This is a genomic window from Microbacterium sp. NPDC089696, assembly GCF_044749125.1.
GTDB lineage: Bacteria > Actinomycetota > Actinomycetes > Actinomycetales > Microbacteriaceae > Microbacterium.
Genome location: NZ_JBIVHF010000007.1, coordinates 1 through 3629, shown reverse-complemented (window position 1 = coordinate 3629; position 3629 = coordinate 1). Strand labels below are relative to the sequence as shown.

The window sequence follows — 3629 nt, the reverse complement described above, 5'->3', positions numbered from 1 at the left end:
GTGGTGGAGACGGCGGTGGCTGCGCCGTCGGTGTCGGTGACGAATGCGGGTGCTCTGGCTCCGGGGGCGACGGGCAAGGCCGGGGATGTCGTGACCTGGACGTACGTGTTGACCAACGACGGCAACGTCACCCTCGACACCGCAGCACTGACGGATGCCCTGGTCGGCACGAGCGCACCCGACTACGCGTGGACCACGCCCGTGGGCGTCCTGGGCCCGCGGCAGTCGGTCACGGCGACCGCGACGTACACGTTGACGCAGGCGGATGTGGATGCCGGCAGCGTGTCGAGCCTGGTCACCGGCTCGGGCACACCGCCCAACGGCGGCGCCCCGGTCACGGCATCCGCGCCCGCGACCGTGGCGATCACGAGCGCGCCGTCTCTCGTCGTGACGAAGGCGGCAGCCACGACAGGCGGGGCGGCCGGCGACACGATCACCTATTCGTTCACGATCGAGAACCGCGGCAACGTCACGCTCTCGGGCGTCGTCCTGTCCGACTCCCTCGCAGGTCTGAGCGCCCCGCAGATCAGCTGGCCGACCACGGAGCGGATCCTCCTCCCCGGCGAGGTCGCGACCGCGACGGCGACCTATGTCGTCGCGCAGGCCGATGTGGACACGGGAGAGGTGCGCAACACCGCGACGGCCACGGCCAGCCCGCCCGCCGGCTCGCCGCTGACGGCGACCTCCGACGAGGTCGTGACGGTTCTCGACGACCCCGCTCCCGCGGTGGAGACCACCAAGACCGCGGCGTACGCGGACGGAGGCGCGGGCGCCGTCGGCGATGTGATCGACTACACGGTCGCGGTGCGCAACTCCGGCAACGTGACCCTCACGGAAGTGGGGATCGTCGACCCCCTCGAGGGGCTCTTCGACTTCGACCTGGTCTGGCCGGGAGAGGCGGGCGTCCTCGCACCGGAGCAGACGGTCGTGGGAACCGCCCGCTACGTCGTGACGCAGAACGACGTCGACCGCGGCGCCGTGACGAACACCGCGACCGGATCGGGTGAGGCGCCCGACGGCACGACCGTCGACGACGCGTCGGAGCAGGTCGTCCTGCCCACCGTCGCCGGTGCCCCCGATGCGACTCTGACGAAGTCCGGCGCCCTCGAGCCGGGAGCCACGGGACGAGCGGGCGACACGGTGCAGTACTCGTTCCGCGTCGTCAACACCGGCAACGTCACGCTGTCCGACGTCGACGTCGCCGATCCGCTCGACGGGCTGTCCGCGATCGACGTGACGTGGCCGGGAGCGCCCGGTGTGCTGGCACCCGGTGAGGCGGCCGACGCGGTCGCGACCTACGACCTCACGCAGGCCGACGTCGATCGAGGCGCGGTGGACAACACGGCGACACTCACCGCGAACGCCCCCGGCGGCACGGCCGTCGAGCGCGCGGCTTCCACCACAGTGCCGATCGACGAGGCCGCCGAACTCACCACGGTCAAGAGCGGCCAACTGCTCGAGCCCGGGATCGGCGCGGTCGGCGACGTCATCGAATACCGCCTCGTCGTGACGAACACCGGGAACGTCACGGTGCAGGACGGCAAGCTCATCGACAGGCTCGCCGGGCTCTCGCTGCCGGAGATCGCGTGGCCCGGCCCCGAAGGGGAGCTCCTCGTCGGAGACACCGTCGTCGGCACGGCGCGCTACACGCTCACCCAGGCCGACGTCGACCGCGGCTTCGTCCGCAACGTCGCCGGAGTCGAAGCTCGTACGGAGCAGGGCACCGTCGTCGTCGCCGACTCGAACCCCGTGGTGATCAACACGGTGCAGCCGGCTGCCGCGCTCACCGTGGTCAAGGACGGCGTGATCGTGGGCGACGGCGGCGTGGACAGCACCGTGGACTACACGTTCCGCATCGAGAACACCGGCAACGTGACCGTCAGCGCCATCACGCTCGACGACCCGATGCCCGGTCTGACGGCCCCGGCGATCAGCTGGCCCTCGACCGCGGGCACCCTCGCCCCCGGACAGTTCGCGACCGCGACCGCCCGGTACACGATCACGCAGGCCGACGTCGACGCCGGATCGATCGCGAACGCGGCGACCGCGAGCGGGAGCTCTCGCGGCGGCGCCGTGACGAGCCCTCCCGGCCTCGAGACGGTCGAGACCCAGGGCATCCAGGCCTCGATCGCCGTCACCAAGGGCGCGCAGCTCGATCCCGATGCCACGGGCATCGCCGGCGACGTCGTGACCTGGACCTACTCGCTGCAGAACACGAGCAACGTGACCCTGACGGGTGTCTCGCTGGCGGACCGTCTCACCGCGTCGACCGCCCCGCAGTACGTGTGGCCGGATCCCGCGCGCCCCGGCGTGCTCCTGCCGGGGCAGACCGTCACCGCGACCTCCACCTACGAACTCACCCAGGCGGACGTCGACCGCGGCACCGTCGCGAGCGCCGTCGACGGTGTGGGAACGCCCCCGCGGGGCGCCGACGTCACCGGCGCGGCCACGGCCTCCGTCGAGATCTCCGCCCGTCCCGGCCTCGCCGCGACCAAGTCCGGGATCGTCGCGGGCCCCGGCGGCGTCGGCGACCGGATCGACTACTCGTTCGGCATCACCAACACGGGCAACGTCACGCTGACGCTCGTCGATCTCGTCGACGCGCTCGTCGGCGTCAGCTCCCCGACGTTCGACTGGCCGGGCGAGCCGGGCATCCTGCTTCCCGGTCAGACCGTGGACGCGACCGCCGACTACACGATCACGCAGGCCGACGTCGACCGCGGCTCGGTGACGAACATCGCGACGGCGAGCGGCAAGCCCCCGGTCGGCGACACGATCACGTCGAGCACCCCCGCCACGAACACCACGGTCGCCGCCGCGGCGCCACAGCTCGTCACGGGCAAGACGGCGACGGTCCGCGGTGACGGCGACGTCGGCGACATCGTGGACTACGCGTTCACGATCGAGAACACCGGCAACGTGACGGTGTCCGGCATCACTCTCACCGACCCGCTCCCCGGGCTGTCCACGCCGGTGGTCCGATGGCCCGAGACCAACGGCGTCCTCGCGCCGGGCGAGATCGCCACCGCGACGGCCAGCTATGCGATCGTGCAGGCCGACGTGGACGCGGGCGAGGTCGTGAACACCGCGACATCGACCGGCACGACGCCGGGCGGCGCGGCGGTCTCCGATCCCTCCGACCTCGTGCGCACGCCGACCGTGGCCGCGGCCGACGGCATCTCGATCGACAAGACGGGATCGCTCGCGGCCGGAGCCACCGGTCAGGTCGGCGACCTCGTGCAGTTCGGCTTCACGATCCGAAACACCGGCAACCAGACCCTGCGCGACGTGACGCTGGACGACGTGCTGCCCGGCATGAGCGGCATCGAGGTCGTCTGGCCGAGTGACGCCCCCGAGGCCGCCGGCGTTCTCCCCGTCGGCTCCGAGGCGCGCGGCACCGCCACCTACGCCCTCACCCAGACCGACATCGACGCGGGCTCGGTCGCGAACTCCGTGACCGTGACCGCGACCTCTCCCGCCGGCGCCACGGTGGACGCGGACGACGCGGCGACCGTCGTGATCCCGCGCACCCCTGCGTTGTCGGCGGTGAAGTCGGGTGTGTTGTCGGTGGGTGATATCGGTGTGGTGGGTGACACGGTGGAGTACACGGTGGTGGTGACGAATACGGG

The 3629-nt window shown here is 71.8% G+C and carries 1 protein-coding gene; it reads left to right on the top strand.

Annotated features, from left to right (window positions below):
• Positions 1–15: 15 nt before the first annotated feature.
• Positions 16–3629, top strand: a 3614-nt coding sequence (locus ACIPY8_RS19225; RefSeq protein ID WP_400821615.1) for a beta strand repeat-containing protein, incomplete at its 3' end; no start/stop codon positions are given.